Here is a 17,449-nt window from a genome sequence, read left to right on the forward strand (position 1 = left end):
CAACAGCTTATTTTAGCGAAACTCGCTACGCTCGTTTTCAGACGGCCTGAACTTTATGCAAAATCGCCCCAAAGCGTCTGCATGGCGGCGATGGCCGCAAGTGAGGCGGTTTCGGTACGCAACACCCGTTTGCCAAGCGTAACGGATTGAAAACCGGCATCAAATGCCTGCTGCTCTTCCTTCTCCGTCCAGCCACCTTCCGGGCCGACCATAAACACGACCTTACCGGATTGCGGCCGAACATCGCTCAGTTTTTGTGCGCGGTTCAAACTCATTAACAGTTTGGTCGTTTCCTGCGGCAACTGTTGCAGAGCCTGTGCATAAGTCGTCAGTGGCAAAACCTTTGGCACAATATTGCGGCCGCTTTGTTCACACGCAGAAACAACGATTTCCTGCCAACGCTCTACCCGCTTTTCAGCACGTTCGCCGCTCAAGCGGACGACACAGCGTTCGCTGATGACCGGGCGGATTTCTGCCACGCCCAATTCCACGCTTTTCTGCAAAGTGAAATCCATGCGCTCGGCGGCGGATACCGCCTGTACCAACGTAATGTTCAGCGGCGATTCGTTGTCCGTTGCCTCTTCACGCAAAATGCGCACGCTGGCGCGGCGTTTTTCCAAAACTTCGGGCAAAGCCGGATATGCCTTGCCATTGCCGTTAAACAACACGATTTCTTCCGTGTTTTTCACGCGCAATACATTCAAATGGCGCACCACATTATCGGGCAATTCGACCACGCTGTCGGGGCTTAAGGCAAAATCAACATAAAATCGGGGCATGGTTTCCTGCTTTATTCATGTATATAATTTGAGCTTTCGTGAACGAAATTGAAACACGGCGACATACACTTGCCTGCCTGATTTCGATTTCATCCACTATAATTTGAAAACTTCACGAATTTTAATCCACTGTCACGCAAAACTGCAAAAAACAAGGATACGCCGTGCTATACCGTTTACAGAAAGTCGTCCGCCACATCGCCCAAACCGAAGTCATGCCGCGTTTTCTGAACACGCCGTCACGACGCAAGGAAGACGGCTCGGTTTTAAGTGAAGCAGATTTGGCCGCACAAACCGCTTTTACCGCCGCCCTGCCCTTATTGGAAGATTGTCCGATGTTGGGCGAGGAGATGAGCGTTCAGGAGCAAACCCGTTTGTGGAACGAACATTCAGACGGCCTATGGATTGTCGATCCTATCGACGGCACAAACAACTTCGTCAACGGTTTGCCGCATTTTGCCGTATCCGTCGCACTGGTTAAAAACGGCCACGCCGAATTGGGTGTGATTTACAATCCGGTCAGCGGCGAATGTTTCTACGCCGAACGCGGCAAAGGCGCATTCCTCAACGGTACGCCGCTGCCGCTGCGTTCCGAAAACAAAAAACTCAACGAATCCATTGCCGGCGTAGAAATCAAATACCTGCGTTCGGGCAAACTCGCCAGCCGCATGAATACCCTTGCCCCATTCGGCACAATCCGCAGCATGGGCAGCAGCACGCTCGATTGGTGCTACCTTGCCAGCGGCCGCTACGATATTTACATCCACGGCGGACAAAAGCTGTGGGACTACGCTGCCGGCGCATTGATTTTTGAAGAAGCCGGCGGCTGCCTGACCACTTTGGAAGGCGACGATTTTTGGAGCGGCGAACATGTATTCAAGCGTTCCGTCATCGCCGCATTGCAACCCGAGCTGTTTCAACAATGGGTGAAATGGATTCGAGAAAATCAGTAAAAATACCGTTTATCTTCAAAAAATCACGATTATCTTGCAACTTATTTGAATTATTTTACTTCTTAACATAATTTAACACCAAAAACGGTAGAATATTAATCGCTGACACAACACCGCTCTTTCATCCCTTTTGGGCGGTGCAGCAAGTAAGACGTTTTCCCGCAATGTATTGGCCATTCATACTTCTCCCTTAGTATGAATGGTTTTTTTTATCTGCAAAAACAGCTCAGGCCGTCTGAACGTTCAGACGGCCTGTTTACATGACTATTTGAAAAACTGTCCGCAACACGCCTTAAACTTTTTGCCCGAACCGCACAAACAAGGCTGTTTCATCGTCGGTAACGCAACGGTCGGATCAATAAAGTACCAACGCCCGTCTATTTTCACAAATGCCGACAACTCATGATGGCACTCGGTTTGCCCATTCTCTTCAAAATACGCCTCAAACTCGACCAAAGCATGCAGCTTGCCAAACGGCACATGACGGACAACCTTCAATCCCGACCACTGCGTCTGCTTACTCCATGCCGCCAAATCCTGCTTGTCCAACAAATTCTGCTGCACAGGGACAGTCGTGTCCACGATATAGTCGATTTCCTGCAAAACATACGCGCTGTAACGCGAACGCATCAACTCTTCCGCCGTCGAGGCCGCCGCCTCACGCGCATGAAACGGTGCGCAACATTCCGTATAAACACGCCCCGACTGACAGGGGCAAAGTGTAGCCGTCATTCCTAATTACCCGAATAAATCCATTTCAAAATTATAACGTAAACCCGACTCAGGCCGTCTGAAAACGAGCGTAGCGAGTTTCGCTAAAACGAGCGCAGTGAATTTCACTAAAACAGACACAGCATGTTTCGCCAAAATAAACGCAACAATCTGATATAATGCGCCTTTTCGATTTTGACTACCCATGATGACCATTCCCATTCAAAGCATCAGCCGCCTGTTGCCGCAAACCCAATGCCGTGAGTGCGGTTATGGAGGCTGCTTACCCTATGCGCGCGCCCTGTCGGCAGGGGAAGCGCCGGTAAACCTGTGCGCGCCGGGTGGGGAAACCGTCATGAAAGACGTTGCCGACCTATTGGGCAAGCCCTATCTCGCCCCGGCAAAAACACAAATCAAAGCCGTAGCCCTGATTGACGAGGCCGTCTGCATCGGCTGTACCGCCTGCATCCGCGCCTGTCCTGTCGATGCCATTATGGGCGCATCCAAACTGATGCACACCGTCATCAGCGACGAATGCACCGGCTGCGGCTTGTGCGTTACCCCCTGCCCCGTCGACTGCATCGACATGGTTCCCGTATCGCAGCCCTTCCTGCCGTCCGCACGCCGTTTCAGCACCTCTGCCGAACCGCGCTTTGCCGCCGCCGAACACGCACAAAACCGTTTTGAACGCCATACCGCGCGCAAACAGCGCGATGATGCCGAACGCAAAGCCCTGCTGGCGCAACGCGAAGCCGCCGTCAAAGCCAAACAGGCCGCACAGGCACAAAGCCAAACAGCCGCACCAAGCGCCGCATTCAACCCCCTGGATTTGATTGCCAAAGCCATGGCCAAAGCGCAATCGCAACAGGACAAACTCGTCTCCTCCGACAACCGCGAAGACTTCAAAGCGCGTCAAATCAAAGAAGCCAAAGAGCGCGCCGAACTGCGCCGCGCCCAACGTGATGCCAAATACGGCAACGAAGCCGAAAAAGCCGCCGCCATCGAATTTTTGCGCCGCTACAAAGCCGAGCAGGAAGCAGCCAAAGAAGCCCGCTGATTTCCAAAACAACAAACCCATTCCAACCGCATCAGGCCGTCTGAAAACATTGCACGAAAACCAATAACTTTATGACCACACAAGAATTTCCACACCAGCATACCGCCCATTGTGAAAGCGGTGTGATGTCCACCCTGCTCAAATACCATGGCCACAATTTAGACGAAGCCATGATTTTCGGCATTGCCCACGCGCTGACATTTGTCTGGATGCCGCTGATCAAATTAAATGGCATGCCGCTGGTTTCCTACCGCATCGCACCGCGCGGTATCATCAAAAACACCTGCAAAGCATTGGGGCTGAAATTATCCGTCCGCAAATTTTCCGACGCACAAAGCGGACAAGCCGCATTGGATGCCGCGCTGTTCTCAGGCAAGCTGGCCGGTTTGCAAACCTCCGTCTTCTGGCTGCCCTACTTCCCGCCGCAAATGCGCTTCCATTTCAACGCACACAATCTTTTAGTGTACGGCAAAGACGGTAACGACTACCTGATCAGCGACCCCGTATTTGAAACCGTGCAGCGCTGCGCCGCCGAAGATTTGCAACGGGCACGCTTCGCCAAAGGCGTATTGGCGGCAAAAGGCATGATGTACACCTTGGAAGACAACAGGCCGTCTGAAAAAATCATGGCAGACTTGCCCACCATTATCCGCAAAGCCATACGCAAAAACGCCAAACATATGCTCGCACCGGTCTTTTTCATCGGCGTAAAAGGCATCCGTACGCTGGCCAAAAAAATCGAATCCCTGCCCGCCAAACAAAATGAGAAATACCAAAAACTGTTTCTCGGCCATTTGGTGCGGATGCAGGAAGAAATCGGCACCGGCGGCGCAGGTTTCCGCTACATCTACGCCTACTTCCTCGAACAGGCCGCCCGTATCTGCGACAACCCCGCATTTCAGACGGCCTCAGAACAAATGACCGCCATCGGCGACCAATGGCGGCAGTTTGCAGCGATGTGCGTGAAACAGTGCAAAAAACCATCCGAAAACGGCTGCCGTAACATTGCCGAATTTCTGCGCAAGATTGCAGATGATGAAGAAGCCTTGTGGCGCGGATTGTTGAAATAATGGGGAATCATGCGGTATCGATAAATTTTCTGTAAACGTTTGTGCACAGGTAAACCGATGCCGTAGCGATTTCACTATGCTCCACCGATACTAAGGCCGTCTGAAACCATGATTCAAATCCAATCCCTCTCCCACCATTATCCCAAAGCCGAAACTGCCGCGCTGGACAATGTGTCGTTCGATATTGCCGACGGCGAATGTTTGGGGCTGCTCGGTCACAACGGTGCAGGGAAAACGACGCTGATGTCGCTTTTGGCAGGCTTGCAGGAAGTACGGCAGGGCGAAATTTTGTTTGACGGCAAGCCGTTGCGCCTGTTGAGCCGCAGCGAGCGGCAGAAAATCGGTTTGGTGCCGCAGGATTTCGCGTTTTATCCGCAGCTTTCTGTGTGGGACAACCTGCTGTTTTTCGCCTCGCTCTACAAAGTGCGCGACAAAGGCCGTCTGAATGCGCTGTTGGAACAGACCGACCTGACCGCCCACAAAAACAAAGCAGCAAAGCATCTTTCAGGCGGGCTTAAACGCCGTCTGAATTTTGCCATCGGTCTGATTAACACGCCGCAACTGGTGTTCCTCGACGAAATCACGGTCGGCATCGACCCGCAGTCGCGCCGCTTTATCCTCGACAGCGTGGCGGATTTGACACGGCAGGGGGTAACGGTGGTTTACACCTCGCACTATCTGTCGGAAATCGAGCAGCTTTGCGGTAAAATCGCGCTGCTACAACACGGCAAACTGGTGTATCACGGCGGTTTGGACAAGCTTTTAAGTACGCAAACCGGTGTCGTGCGCTTTACCGTCGAACCGCCGCTGCCACCTCAAACGCTGGCCACTTTGGGTGCCAAGCAAGTGGACAGCCGCGGCATGATGGAAACGACACACGATGCCGCCGCCGTTTACGCCGCCCTACAACAAAGCGGCGCGCAAATCCGCTACTTCCAGCAGGGACACGGTTCGCTGGAAACGTTTTACCTTGATTTCCTGCGCAAAGACGAACCGGCAACAGATAAGCAAAATCCACAATGACGATTTCCTCCCTCCTCAAAGAACTCAAACTGCTCTGTCGCGACCTGCACGGTTTGGCCGTGTTGTTTGTGATGCCCATCGCCTTTATGCTGATTATGTCGTTGGCGCTGAGCCGCGACCAAGACCCGCACACCGACAGCCGCATTGCGCTGGTCGGCGCGGCAGACGACAGCGTCAATACCGCACTGGCCACCGCGTTGGAAAAAGAACAGATTCATGTCACGCTGATGCCGTCTGAAAAACTGACCGACGCGCAAAACGGTCTGCACGACAAGCGTTTCCAACTGGTGCTGCACAACCCGAACCCCGCTTCCGGCAAAATCGCCGACAACAAAGCCTTGCAAATCTATGTACCGCCCGATACCGAGCCTTCATGGCTGGCGGCAGTCAAAGGCGTTTTGCAGCAGCACTATACCGAAACACGCTTGGACGCTTATTTCGACAACAACGACGGCATCAAAATCGATAATAAAAAACTGCCCCGCGCCATCCGCAAAGACATCCAGAAAAAAGTCGATGAAAAAAACGACGAGCAATTCGCCGCCGTGCGCAGCTTTCTAGATAAAAAAATGCTGGAAGAACACTATCTGAGCGCAGGCAGTGGCAAGGTTGAAAAACCCAACGCCGTACAGCACAGCGTACCCGCATGGCTGATTTTCGGTATGTTTTTCATCATGATACCGCTGTCGAACGTCATGGCACTGGAACGCCAGACCAACACCATTACCCGCCTGCGTCTCGCCCGTGCTTCCGCATCCGGCCTGATTGCCGCCAAACTCGTCCCCTATTTCCTGATTAACCAGCTTCAGTTTGTCGGAATGCTGCTGCTCGGCCGCTACCTGCTGCCCGAAATCGGCGTACCCGCCCTCATACTCAACGGCAGCCTTGTTCCCTACGGGCTGCTGTCCGCCGCTGTCAGCGCCGCCGCACTCGGCTACGCGCTGTTAATCAGCGTCTGCGCAAAATCCACCGAACATGCCGTCGTACTCGGTGGTGGTGGCATTATCCTGATGGCGGCAATCGGCGGCATTATGGTGCCCGCCCACGTCATGCCCGAAACCATGCAGCAACTCACTTGGATTTCCCCGATGGCTTGGGGCTTGAAGGCTTTTCAGGAACTGCTGCTCAACCGCAGCGGACTGGACGGAATCAGCCGTTATCTGCTTTTATTGTCCGCATTCTCTTGTGCCACGCTGACTGCTGCCGTATTGGTTTATCGTAGGCAGTTGCAGACGCAGGTAAGGTTTTAAACGTTTGTCTGCCCTAAGTAGAAAACTTATTTCTCAAAACCATTCCTATAAAACATCAGGCCGTCTGAAAATATCTTTCAGATGGCCTGATGCTTAATGTGCTATGTAATTGTTTCAATAACAAAGCAGGACGGTGCGGCTTTCTCCTGTCGATTTTTCCAAACGCGCCAAAGTTTCGGCGTGTGCGGGTGTGAGTTCGATTTGAGCAAGCATTATTTTGTCTCCTTTAATTCATTGGAAATTGGTAAGCTGGCCGGGCCAATATCTCCCATATTAATACCATCATCATGCCATAATGGATAACAAAAATAGTCAGCCATTAATCTAATTTTAATTTTACAAATCCTCAATAAATGGTTGAATATTTCTAGGTTGTCCTTTTTTGATCTGCGGAGGCATTCTGCATAATCAATTGCGTCCAAGCCACATGACAAAACCATCACTATCTAATAAAGATTACCACATTTAATGAGGATACAAACCTTCTATATAATCCTTATTCAAATAAAAACTCTTATAAAAATCTGTGTCATCTGTCGGGATTGAAAAAAAGATTTTATCTTTATCATCAGGTTTAAATTTGTTATCAATATTAAAAAGAGAATAAGGATCACAATGAGTTCGACATATTAATGGTAAAAATTTATATCTTGGATCATGAGATATTCGATATTTATCAGGATCGAAAGATGCTAAAAATTCATCAATATTGGTATCAGATATTTTGTCATCACTAATAAACATCGCTAGAGATGGGCGACCTTGATTTTCCATTTGTTGATTAGTAAAGGCTATAAATGCTAACTTGCCATTGTCGTCATACCACATAGATTTATAGTTATTGCCTTTGGGAGAATAAATTCTAGCAACACATAACATAGCTCTATCTTTACAGTCGTTATATAGAGTTTCATCAAACTCAACTGCATGGCACAATAAAGGCAATAGAAAAAACAGGGTTATTAATTTATTACTATACATAAGATAACTTTATATTTTCAACAAAATCCTAAAATCCAAACGTAAAAAAACCTGCTTTTTTCAAAGCAGGTTTTCATATTTGGTGGGTCGTGAGCGATTCGAACGCTCGACCAACGGATTAAAAGTCCGCTGCTCTACCGACTGAGCTAACGACCCGATAAGCTGTGCATTATAGAGACGTGTCACACAGCTGTCAACACCTTTTTTAAACTTTTTTATTCGACGACGATTTTCGGGAAGCGGCTGCTGAAGTCTTTGCCTTTATCGGCAATGGCCAGCGCGATTTGGAATGCGGCTTCGGTGTAGATGTCGGCGATGGTTTGGTTGTTTTCAAACAAGGCCGAAGATGTGCCGCTGTCCATGGCTTCGCGTACAGGCAGGCTCAACGGAAGCTGGCCGAGCAACGGTACGTTCAAACGCTCTGCCAAGTTTTTACCGCCTTCTGCGCCAAAGATTGCTTCGGCATGGCCGCAGTTGGAGCAGATATGGACAGACATGTTTTCCAAAACGCCCAAAATCGGGATATTGACTTTATTGAACATATCCACGGCTTTGCGTGCATCAATCAGGGCGATGTCTTGCGGCGTGGTGACGACAACGGAGCCGGTCACGGGGATTTTTTGCGACAGGGTCAATTGGATATCGCCTGTACCCGGCGGCAGGTCGATGAAGAGATAATCGACATTGTCCCATTCGCTTTGGAACATAAGCTGTTGCAAAGCTTGGCTGACCATCGGGCCGCGCCAAACGATGGCTTGGTCGGTATCGACCAGAAAACCGATAGACATCACTTGAATGCCGCTTTCGGCTTCAACGGGAATGAGTTTTTGGTTTTGTTGGTCGGGTTTGCGGTCTTGTACGCCGAGCATGGTGGGCTGGCTTGGGCCGTACAGGTCGGCATCGAGTACGCCGACACGCGCACCCATTCTGGCCATTGCGGTAGCAAGGTTGGCAGTGGTCGTTGATTTGCCGACACCGCCTTTACCGGATGCAACGGCAATAATGTTTTTCACGCCTTTGATGGTCGCCACGCCGGGTTGGACTTTGTGCGTACCGATTTCGGTATCGATACTCAAATGGATATGAGTGTCGCCGGTATGCGCCATGACGGCTTCTTGGAGGGCGTTGGCAATGTCTGCGGCGATATGGGCAACCGGGAACGCAAATTTCAGGCCGATATGTAGGCCGTCTGAACGCTCTTCAAGGAGTGTAACGGCTTTTTCGCTGCCTAAGGTGCGCATTGTGTGGGGAATCAATACGGCATCGAGTGCGGTTCGGATGGCTGGGATATTCATAATCTGCCTCTTGAATGTGGGAAATTGTTTATGTGCGCGATTTGTCGTGCGACAAATCTGCCGAATTATACCCTTGAACGCCATGCAAGGGATACGTCCGAAAAACTTCAGGCTGCCTGAAACATCGGGCAGCCTGAAAAGAGAGTCAACTGAAACGCGGCCTTATTCACTCAAGAGCGCAATGTCGGCAACTGCGTTCATTTGTTCTGCCAAACGGTTCAGCAAGTTTAAACGGTTTTGTTTCACGGCGGCATCTTCGGCCATTACCATCACGCCGTCGAAGAAAGCATCGACCTGCGGTTTGACGGAAGCCAGTTCGGACAAGGCGGTTTGGAAATTGCCTTCGGCAACGGCGGCGGCGATTTTCGGCTGCAAGCCTTGTGCGGCGGCAAAGAGGGCTTTTTCTTCGTCCTGTTGCAACAGGCTTTCGTTAACCGCGCCCAACTCGGCATCGGCTTTTTTCAGCAGGTTTTGCACGCGTTTGTTGGCGGCGGCGAGCGCGGCGGCTTCGGGCAGTTGTTTGAACGCAGCGACGGCTTGCAGTTTGGCAGTCAAATCGTCCAAACGGCGCGGCTGTTTCGCCAATACGGCGGCAACGATGTCTTGCGGATAATCGTTTTGCAGCAACACGGCAAGGCGCGCCTGCATAAAGTCGGCGGTTTCAGACGGCGTTTTTTCGTTGAGCAAACCTTGCGGGAAGCTGTCGAATGCCGTCTGAATCAGTTCGTTCACGTCCAAACCGTACTGCATCAGCATCCGCAAAATACCCAAGGCGGCGCGGCGCAGGGCGTAGGGGTCTTTATCGCCGGTCGGAATCAGACCGATGCCCCAAATGCCGACCAGGGTTTCCAGCTTGTCCGCCAGTGCCACGGCGGCGGCAATTTTGCTTTCGGGCAGCTTGTCGCCGGCAAAACGCGGCTGATAGTGCTGCTCGATGGCTTCGGCGATTTCTTCGGTTTCGCCGTCCAAACGGGCATAGTATTTGCCCATGGTGCCTTGCAATTCAGGGAACTCGCCGACCATTTCGGTTACCAAGTCGGCTTTTGCCAGACGCGCGGCGCGTTCGGCGGCGGCGGCATCTGCGCCCAACGCTTTAGCGATGTGGGCGGCAATGCTTTGCAGGCGTTCGATGCGTTCGGCTTGCGAACCGATTTTGTTGTGATAAACCACGTTTGCCAGCTTGGGCAGGCGGCTTTCCAAAGTCGCTTTTTGGTCTTGTTTGTAGAAGAACTCGGCATCAGACAGGCGCGCGCGCAAAACGCGTTCGTTGCCTTGGATGATGTGCGACGGGTCTTCGGTTTGCAGGTTGGAGACCAGCAGGAAGCGGTTCATCAGCTTGCCGTTTTGATCGAGCAGCGGGAAGTATTTTTGGTTTTGCTGCATGGTCAGAATCAAACATTCTTGTGGCACGGCGAGGAAGTGTTCTTCAAAACCGGCTTCCAATACCACAGGCCATTCGACCAATGCAGTCACTTCGTCCAACAATGCTTCATCGGCGGCAACGGTCGCGTTCAGACGGTGTGCCTGCCCTTCCAATGCCGTCTGAATCGCGGCTTTGCGCTCGGCAAACGAGGCTTCCACTTTGCCTTGCTCGCGCATTTGTTCGGCGTAGCTGTCGGCGTTTGTAATAGTGATTTCTCCGTCGGAGAGGAAGCGGTGTCCCAAGGTTTGATTGCCGCTTTGCAGACCCAAAACGCTGACGTTTACGATGTCGCTGCCGTGCAGCACAATCAGCCCGTGAACAGGGCGCACGAAGGTAAACGTGCTGCTGCCCCAACGCATCACTTTCGGAATCGGCAGTTTTTTCACTGCGGCATTGATAATGTCTTCCAAAAGCTCGCCCAGCGGTTTGCCGGTTTGGACGTATTCGTAGGCATACACGTCCTGCTTGCCGTCGTGGACGATGGTCAAATCTTCGATTTTCGCCCCAGCACCGCGTGCGAAACCTTCCAAAGCCTTGGTCGGCGCACCGTCTTTCATGGCATTCGCCACAGCAGGGCCTTTTTTCACGATTTTCTGATCGGCTTGAACGGCTTTGACGTTTTTGACTTGGACCGCCAAACGGCGCGGCGAGGCATAAGCCGTAAATTCGGCTGCGCCGTCAACCAGTTGCGCTTTTTCCAAGCCTTCGGCAACGGCGGCGGCAAAATGGTTGCCCAGATTATTGAGTGCTTTTGGCGGGAGTTCTTCAGTGAGAAGTTCGATTAAAAGGGTTTGGGTTGTCATGTGCTTATCGTTAAATAGGAAATTGGTTTGGCGTCTGAATACGGCATCATGCGGTTTTCAGACGCAAGGTTAATTGAATTGACGGCGATTTTATCATTTTCAGACGGCCTGTGGCTGTCTTTCACAAACAATTTGCCCGATTTTTAAGCAACTTCGTCCGCAACGGCTTCAATTTGCGGCGCGGATATACGGCAAACCGCTGGTTTCGTCTGATTCGGGAATGTCGTTTCCGGCAAACAGCGCACCGGCCAAACGCACGGCCGCACCAGTCACGGCAGGAGAAATCATAAAGCCGTGGCGGAACAGGCCGTTGACTTCAATCAGGCGACGTTCGCGGTTGAAGCGGATTTCGGGGTTGTGGTGGTTTAAAGTCGGGCGCAGGCCGGTGGCCAGTTCCAAAAGGTTTGCCTCGCCAAATGCCGGATGCACGGCATACAGCGCGGACAAAAGTTCCAAACCGGAACGCACGCTGGCCGGCGCTTGGCTTTCGCTTTCAATTTGGGTCGCACCAATCACAAAAATATGGTTTTCCTTCGGCGCGATGTATAAAGGGTAGCGCGGATGCAGCAGGCGCACGGGGCGGGACAGCTCGATTTCGGGTGCGTAAACGCGCGCCACTTCGCCGCGAACGCCGCGCAACACACTTTCAGACGGCCTGTTCCACGCGCTCTTTGCACCATAACCGCGGCAGTCGATGACCCAATCGTATTGCGCCGCTAAATCTTCGACTTCACGTTCGCACGACCAATGGCACGCGACATTCATCGCTTCCAATGCATCTGCCAACGCATTCAATACTTGCCGTCCGTCCAACTGCCCTTCTGTCGGCAGATACAGGCCGTCTGAAAACCGCCCTGCCAGTTGCGGCTCGTTTGCTGCGATTTCATCCGCGTTCCAACGTATGGTTTCATGTTCCGCCACGCCGCCGCGCTTCAAATGACGGGCAAACTCGGCAGAAAGCGGTTTGTCCTGCGTGTGCCAAACAATCAGGCTGCCGTTTTCCTGCATCATCACCGGCGTATTCAGACGGCCGACAATCGCGCGCCAAAGCGCAATGCTTTGTTTGCCCAAACGAATGACTTCGGGCGTTGCCTCCACCGCTTCGGCAGACGGCGCCAACATGGCCGCGGCAACATAAGCGGCGGCTTGCGCGCCGTTGCGTTCGCCTTTCTCAAACAACTCGACCGAAATGCCCTGCTCTGCCAGTTGGAATGCCATCAGACGACCTGACAGACCGCCACCGAGTACCGCAACCTTAGACATCAGTTTCTCCTTGTTTTTAATATATAAATAAGCAACATATTTTAGAACTTGTTTTGCTGTACCACAATATCGACAGAAAATGAGAACAGTTTTTGCAGATAGATTATGCTCGGACTGAATCAGTAATGAGTAAACAAAATCTTCCCTCAAGCTGCCAATCAGCTTTTATAAAAATATCTTCCTTACACAAAACTTACTATTTGAAGTGAGTTTGTTGCGGCGGCAAATCAAATTATGTTGACGCGTTAAATACGCCCGCCTGCTTATCCGAACTTCACTTCTGCCCCGAACACTTCCTTCCACAATTTCCTGACATTGCCGTAATGTACCGGCAATTCGCCGCTTACTTCGGTTTTTTTGGCATCGCGCAGTTTGGTGTTGTGCTGTTGCCGGCGGTAGAAGCGGTAGGCGGTGCGGCTTTGTCCGGCAAGCGTTTTATCAATCAAACCGCAGTCGGCGGCGATGTTCAAGAGGGCGATGTTGCCGTAGTTGTCGAGGAGTTGCGGATATTTTCGGGCGTGGGCAAGTATCAGATATTGGACGATAAATTCGACGTCTACTACGCCGCCGCGCGCGTATTTGACGTTGCTGTCGGAAGGCGGATGGGTGGGGAACATTTTTTCGCGCATTTCGATGATTTCGCCTGCCAAGGCGGTTTGGTCGCGTTCGGCGGTGAGGATTTCGGTGCGGATGCGGTCGAATGCCGTCTGAATTTCGGGCGAGCCGCAGATAAAACGGGCGCGGGTGAGGGACTGGTGTTCCCACGTCCAGGCGTTTTCGTGCTGGTATTTTTCAAAGGCAGTGATGCTGTGCGCGAGGAAACCTGCGTCGCCGTTGGGGCGCAGGCGCAGGTCGGTTTCGTAGAGGCTGCCTGCGCCGGTGGCGGCAGAAAGCCGGCTGGTCAGGCGGCGGGCGAGGCGGCTGTACACGTCGCCTGCGTCGGGGTGCAGGTCGTCGTAGAGGTAAACCAAATCCAAATCGGAGGCGTATCCGAGTTCTTTGCCGCCGAGCTTGCCATAACCGATGACGGCGAAGTGCGGGGTGTCGCGGTGTTTTTTGGGCATATCCGCCCACGCGCACGAAAGGGCGGCGGCAATGACGGTGTCGGCAAGGGCGGAGAGTTGGTCGGAGAGGAATTCTACCGTCCACAGTCCGGCGAGGTCTTGGACGGCGAGGCGGAAGACTTGGGCGTGTTGGAAATGGCGCAGGGTGTCCATTTGCGCTTCGGTGTCGCCACCGCAGGTTTTGATGCCGTCTGAAAGTTCGGCGGCGAGTTTGTCCCAATCAAACACCGTATCTAATAATTGCGCGCTGATGAGTTCGTCCAACAAAATCGGATATTTGTTCAGATACGCCGCCACCCAAGAACTTTGGCCCATAATCTCTGCCAGTTGCGCCAGGGTTTGCGGATGTTCGTTAAGAAAGGCGAGATAGGCGGAACGGCGGCTGATGTTTTCGAGGAAATCCAACAGCCGCATCAATGTATCGGTCGGGTTGGTTTGCGCTGCCGCCGCCCGTACCAGCAACGGCACAAGCGCATCGAAACGCGGCTGGGCGTGGGCGGAAAGGCGGCGGTATTTATGACCGTGCCGGATTTGGTCGAGCCTTGCGGCGATGGTTTCGGCATCGAACCCGAGTTCTTTCAGACGGCATTGCCGCCCTTCTTCGTCGGGTTTTTCCTGCCAAACCCACTGCCATTCGCCGCTGCTTTGCGTTTGTTCTCCGGGTTCGCTCAAAATTTCGTTGAACAACCGGTTGACTTGGTTTCGATGTTGATTTAAAGCGTTCAAAAAATCGGCGTAATCATCAAATCCCATACTTTCGGCAAGCAGTTGCCGCTGTTCGGGCGAAGCCGGCAGGGCTTGGGTTTGCCGGTCGTCCCAGTATTGCAAGCGATGTTCGACATCGCGCAAAAAGCGGTAGGCGGCAAGCAGGGTTTCGACGTTTTCAGACGGCATAATCCCGGTTTCGGCAAGTTTCTCCAGCGTTTCCTGCGTACCTTTCAATTGCAGCGCGCGCATTTGGCCGCCGCGTATCATCTGGAAAATCTGGGCGATAAACTCGACTTCGCGGATGCCGCCCGCGCCGAGTTTGATGTTGTCCGCCATGCCTTTTTTGCTGACTTCGCTGCGGATTTGGCGGTGTAGGTTACGCATCGCCTCATACGCGCCGTAATCCAGATATTTGCGGAATACGAAAGGGCGCACCAGCGATTTGATGTCGTTCGGATACGGCGTAACTACGCGGCCTTTGCACCACGCATAGCGTTCCCATTCGCGCCCCTGCGTAATCAGGTATTGCTCCAGCGCGGTTTCGCTCAACACCAGCGCGCCGGAATCGCCGTCCGGCCGCAGCCGCATATCGACGCGGAACACCTGCCCGTCGGCGGTGATGTCGTTCAGCAGCGCAATCAGTTTCTGCCCGACTTTGGTGAAAAACTCCTGATTGCCCCGTTCGCGCCTGCCGTCGGTGTCGCCTGATTCGGGATAGACGAAAATCAAATCGATGTCGGAAGACACGTTCAACTCATAGCCGCCCGCCTTGCCCATCGCCACCACGCTCAAATGTTGCGGCGATTTGGTATAACGCCCGATCGGCGTGCCGTACATATCCTGATAATAGGCGTAGGCAAAGTCCAACGCGGTATTGATGGCAAAATCGGCAAACAGCGTAATCGTACGGGTTACTTCGTTCAAATCGCTGATGCGGTTTATATCGCGCACGATAATCTGCGACACCACATAACGGCGCAACTCGCGCAACTGCCGCGCCAATTCTTCCTCGTTTTCTTCCGCGCGGATTGTGTCCCAGTCGGCAAAGGCTTGGAAATCCGCTTCAGTCAAAACCTTGTCCAACATGGGCAGGAATATTTCAGGCTTGAGTTTGCCGTTGTCGAGCTGGCGGGCGAGGAAGAGGGAATGGCGGCGGGCGGTGTCGAGGCGGTTCATAATCTTTGCCTGAATAAACAGAAAAGACCATCATAGCAAGGTTTCAGGCCGTCTAAAACCCACGCTTTCCCCTATCCGTGCAATCGGCTAAAATACCAACCTTTGCAACCCCCACATAAGGAAACCGCCATGACCCGTATGGTTCACTGCGTCAAACTCGGCAAAGAAGCCGAAGGCATGAAATTTCCGCCGCTGCCCAACGAATTGGGCAAACGCATTTTTGAAAATGTTTCCCAAGAAGCATGGATGGCTTGGACCCGTCACCAAACCATGCTGATCAACGAAAACCGCTTGAGCCTTGCCGATCCGCGCGCACGCGAATACCTCGCCCAGCAGATGGAACAATACTTCTTCGGTGACGGCGCAGATGCCGTACAAGGCTACGTTCCGCAAGAGCCTAAATAAGCATTGAAAAGCCAAGGCCGTCTGAAACCCGATTTTCAGACGGCCTTTAAAATTCCCGACTGCCCCGCATATTAGGCAAATAGAACAGATAAATCATACAAACCCATGATTTTCTGTTAAAATCCAAATTTCATTCATTTTCATCCATACTGGAGCAAACGCCATGCAAAACGACGTTTACGACTATACCTCGCAAGGCTCGGTTGCCAAAAATACCGTCCTGCAAAAAACCTACCGCCTGCTCGGCCTGTCTTTCATTCCTGCCGTTGCCGGCGCATTCTTTTCCGCCAAAACAGGCTTTAACATTTTCGCCATGTTCGGTTCATACTATGTTGCCCTGGCCGCCTTCTTCGGCTTCTTCTACGGCATGACCTTCCTGATCGAGAAAAACCGTTACAGCAACGTCGGCGTAGCCCTGTTGATGATCTTCACTTTCGGCATGGGCCTTGCCATCAGCCCTATGTTGCAATACGCCCTGTCTATTAATAACGGCGCGCAAATCGTCGGTACGGCCGCCGCCATGACCGCCGGTGTATTCTTCACCATGTCCGCCATGGCACGCCGCACCACAATGAACATGAACAAACTCGGCAGCTTCCTCGGTGCCGGTGCGATCGTGCTCATGATTGCCGTTGTGGCCAACATCTCCCTCAACATCCCTGCCCTGAGCCTGACCATCGCGGCCGGCTTCGTTGTCTTCAGTTCCCTGATGATTATGTGGCAGGTGCGTACCGTTATCGACGGCGGTGAAGACAGCCACATCAGCGCGGCGCTGACCATCTTCATCTCCATCTACAACATTTTCAGCAGCCTCTTGAGAATCCTCATCGCTATTAGTGGTGACGACTGATCAAGCCGCAAAGGCCGTCTGAAATTTCAGACGGCCTTTTTGATTTTTGACATCACCGGCAAACTCCCCTATCCTGAACGCCACACAAATCCCATTCCCAACTCAAAATGACCACGACCACTCCGCGCCGTGCCGTGTACGCAGGCAGCTTCGACCCTCCCACCCTCGGCCACCTGTGGATGATACAGGAAGCCCAGTCCCTCTTTGACGAACTCATCGTCGCCATCGGCACCAATCCCGAAAAGCGCAGCACCTACACCATAGAAGAACGCCGCGCCATGCTCGATGCCATTACCCACCCCTTCCCCAACGTCCGCATCAGCGTGTTTGAAAACCGCTTTTTGGTCGATTACGCCCGCGAAGCCAACGCCAATTTCATCGTCCGCGGCATCCGTTCCTCCGCCGACTACGAATACGAACGCTCGATGCGCTACATCAACAGCGACATCGCCCCCGAAATTTCCACCATATTCCTGATGCCGCCGCGCGAAATAGCCGAAGTGTCCTCCACCATGGTCAAAGGCTTGGTCGGTCCCCAAGGCTGGCGCGACATGATAGGCCGCTACCTCCCCGACCCCGTCTATCAAAAAATCCTGCAAGACCACGAAACAAACACATAAAACAAAGGCCGTCTGAAC

Annotated in this window: 15 protein-coding genes and 1 tRNA gene; 8 read left to right on the plus strand and 8 right to left on the minus strand. The window is 52.6% G+C overall.

Annotation, left to right across the window (positions count from 1 at the left end):
• Nucleotides 1-53: 53 nt before the first annotated feature.
• Nucleotides 54-779 (minus strand): 16S rRNA (uracil(1498)-N(3))-methyltransferase, encoded by a 726-nt coding sequence (locus FAH67_RS08170; protein WP_003681385.1) that lies wholly within the window; start codon nt 777-779, stop codon nt 54-56.
• A 164-nt stretch (nt 780-943) separates the two neighbouring features.
• Here FAH67_RS08170 and FAH67_RS08175 point away from each other — a divergent pair, with 164 nt between their 5' ends.
• On the plus strand, nt 944-1,732 hold the full coding sequence (locus FAH67_RS08175) for an inositol monophosphatase family protein (protein WP_003681383.1): 789 nt from the start codon (nt 944-946) through the stop codon (nt 1,730-1,732).
• Between the two features lie 264 nt (nt 1,733-1,996).
• Here FAH67_RS08175 and FAH67_RS08180 read toward each other — a convergent pair whose 3' ends face one another.
• Nucleotides 1,997-2,464 carry a YchJ family protein gene (locus tag FAH67_RS08180; protein WP_039864212.1) on the minus strand — a complete coding sequence of 156 codons (468 nt, stop codon included), beginning with the start codon at nt 2,462-2,464 and terminating at the stop codon, nt 1,997-1,999.
• 187 nt (nt 2,465-2,651) lie between these two features.
• Here FAH67_RS08180 and FAH67_RS08190 point away from each other — a divergent pair, with 187 nt between their 5' ends.
• From FAH67_RS08190 to FAH67_RS08205, 4 genes are all read left to right on the plus strand, one after another.
• Entirely contained in the window at nt 2,652-3,500 is an 849-nt protein-coding gene (locus FAH67_RS08190) for an RnfABCDGE type electron transport complex subunit B (protein WP_039864220.1), read from the plus strand.
• Nucleotides 3,501-3,571: 71 nt separating this feature from the next.
• Complete coding sequence (gene darH / locus FAH67_RS08195) at nt 3,572-4,570, plus strand: BtrH-related acyltransferase DarH (RefSeq protein ID WP_003681376.1); 999 nt, start codon at nt 3,572-3,574, stop codon at nt 4,568-4,570.
• Between the two features lie 108 nt (nt 4,571-4,678).
• Nucleotides 4,679-5,593 carry an ABC transporter ATP-binding protein gene (locus tag FAH67_RS08200; RefSeq protein WP_003681374.1) on the plus strand — a complete coding sequence of 305 codons (915 nt, stop codon included), beginning with the start codon at nt 4,679-4,681 and terminating at the stop codon, nt 5,591-5,593.
• Nucleotides 5,590-6,843, plus strand: a complete 1,254-nt coding sequence (locus FAH67_RS08205) for an ABC transporter permease (protein ID WP_003681372.1) — start codon at nt 5,590-5,592, stop codon at nt 6,841-6,843. The genes FAH67_RS08200 and FAH67_RS08205 overlap by 4 nt, the downstream gene beginning before the upstream one ends.
• A gap of 465 nt (nt 6,844-7,308) precedes the next feature.
• Here FAH67_RS08205 and FAH67_RS08210 read toward each other — a convergent pair whose 3' ends face one another.
• The 6 genes from FAH67_RS08210 to glnE form a co-directional block, all read right to left on the minus strand.
• Nucleotides 7,309-7,824 (minus strand): hypothetical protein, encoded by a 516-nt coding sequence (locus FAH67_RS08210; protein ID WP_003681370.1) that lies wholly within the window; start codon nt 7,822-7,824, stop codon nt 7,309-7,311.
• Between the two features lie 80 nt (nt 7,825-7,904).
• Nucleotides 7,905-7,980, minus strand: a tRNA-Lys gene (locus FAH67_RS08215).
• A 59-nt stretch (nt 7,981-8,039) separates the two neighbouring features.
• On the minus strand, nt 8,040-9,119 hold the full coding sequence (apbC, locus tag FAH67_RS08220) for an iron-sulfur cluster carrier protein ApbC (RefSeq protein ID WP_039864444.1): 1,080 nt from the start codon (nt 9,117-9,119) through the stop codon (nt 8,040-8,042).
• A gap of 162 nt (nt 9,120-9,281) precedes the next feature.
• Nucleotides 9,282-11,345 (minus strand): glycine--tRNA ligase subunit beta, encoded by a 2,064-nt coding sequence (glyS, locus tag FAH67_RS08225; protein ID WP_003682655.1) that lies wholly within the window; start codon nt 11,343-11,345, stop codon nt 9,282-9,284.
• Nucleotides 11,346-11,513: 168 nt separating this feature from the next.
• On the minus strand, nt 11,514-12,608 hold the full coding sequence (locus FAH67_RS08230; protein ID WP_039864442.1) for an FAD-dependent oxidoreductase: 1,095 nt from the start codon (nt 12,606-12,608) through the stop codon (nt 11,514-11,516).
• Nucleotides 12,609-12,871: 263 nt separating this feature from the next.
• Nucleotides 12,872-15,556: a bifunctional [glutamate--ammonia ligase]-adenylyl-L-tyrosine phosphorylase/[glutamate--ammonia-ligase] adenylyltransferase gene (glnE, locus tag FAH67_RS08235; RefSeq protein ID WP_003682650.1), complete on the minus strand. Its 2,685-nt coding sequence runs from the start codon at nt 15,554-15,556 to the stop codon at nt 12,872-12,874.
• A gap of 129 nt (nt 15,557-15,685) precedes the next feature.
• Between glnE and FAH67_RS08240 the strand changes: the two genes are divergently transcribed.
• The 3 genes from FAH67_RS08240 (at nt 15,686) to coaD (ending at nt 17,431) form a co-directional block, all read left to right on the plus strand.
• Nucleotides 15,686-15,961, plus strand: a complete 276-nt coding sequence (locus FAH67_RS08240) for an oxidative damage protection protein (protein ID WP_003682648.1) — start codon at nt 15,686-15,688, stop codon at nt 15,959-15,961.
• Between the two features lie 163 nt (nt 15,962-16,124).
• A complete protein-coding gene (locus tag FAH67_RS08245; RefSeq protein ID WP_003682646.1) occupies nt 16,125-16,811 on the plus strand; it encodes a Bax inhibitor-1 family protein in 687 nt (228 codons plus the stop codon).
• Nucleotides 16,812-16,918: 107 nt separating this feature from the next.
• On the plus strand, nt 16,919-17,431 hold the full coding sequence (coaD, locus tag FAH67_RS08250; protein ID WP_003682645.1) for a pantetheine-phosphate adenylyltransferase: 513 nt from the start codon (nt 16,919-16,921) through the stop codon (nt 17,429-17,431).
• Nucleotides 17,432-17,449: the final 18 nt, after the last annotated feature.

It is taken from the genome of Neisseria flavescens, from assembly GCF_005221285.1.
Taxonomy (GTDB): Bacteria; Pseudomonadota; Gammaproteobacteria; order Burkholderiales; family Neisseriaceae; genus Neisseria; species Neisseria flavescens.